This is a genomic window from Actinomycetospora rhizophila (assembly GCF_042657905.1).
Taxonomy (GTDB): Bacteria; Actinomycetota; Actinomycetes; order Mycobacteriales; family Pseudonocardiaceae; genus Actinomycetospora; species Actinomycetospora rhizophila.
This window is the reverse complement of record NZ_JBHSKG010000048.1, coordinates 1-509: the sequence shown is the minus strand read 5'-3', so window position 1 is coordinate 509 and position 509 is coordinate 1. Positions and strand designations below refer to the sequence as shown.

Below are 509 nucleotides of genomic sequence, written 5' to 3'. Positions count from 1 at the left end.
GTGCTGCTGGCCAGCCCGCCGCTGGACTTCCACGTGTCGGACTCGTACTTCGTGGTGGCGCACTTCCACTACGTGCTGTTCGGCACGATCGTGTTCGCCACCTACGCCGGCATCTACTTCTGGTTCCCGAAGATGACCGGTCGGATGATGGACGAGCGCATCGGCAAGTTCCACTTCTGGCTGACGTTCATCGGGTTCCACATGACGTTCCTGGTGCAGCACTGGCTGGGCAACGAGGGCATGCCGCGCCGCTACGCCGACTACGCGGCCACCGACGGGTTCACCGTGCTGAACACGATCTCGACGATCGGGGCGTTCATCCTCGGGGCCTCGACGCTGCCCTTCGTGTGGAACGCGTTCCACAGCTGGCGCTACGGGCGCCCGGTGGAGGTCGACGACCCGTGGGGTCACGGCAACTCGCTGGAGTGGGCCACGTCGTGCCCGCCGCCGCGGCACAACTTCACCGAGCTGCCGCGGATCCGCTCCGAGCGCCCGGCGTTCGAGCTGCA

1 protein-coding gene is annotated in these 509 nt (G+C 66.6%); it reads left to right on the top strand.

The window, feature by feature from the left end; all coding sequences use genetic code 11:
* Nucleotides 1–509, top strand: a 509-nt coding sequence (locus ACFPK1_RS33055) for a cytochrome c oxidase subunit I (protein ID WP_378025171.1), incomplete at both ends; no start/stop codon positions are given.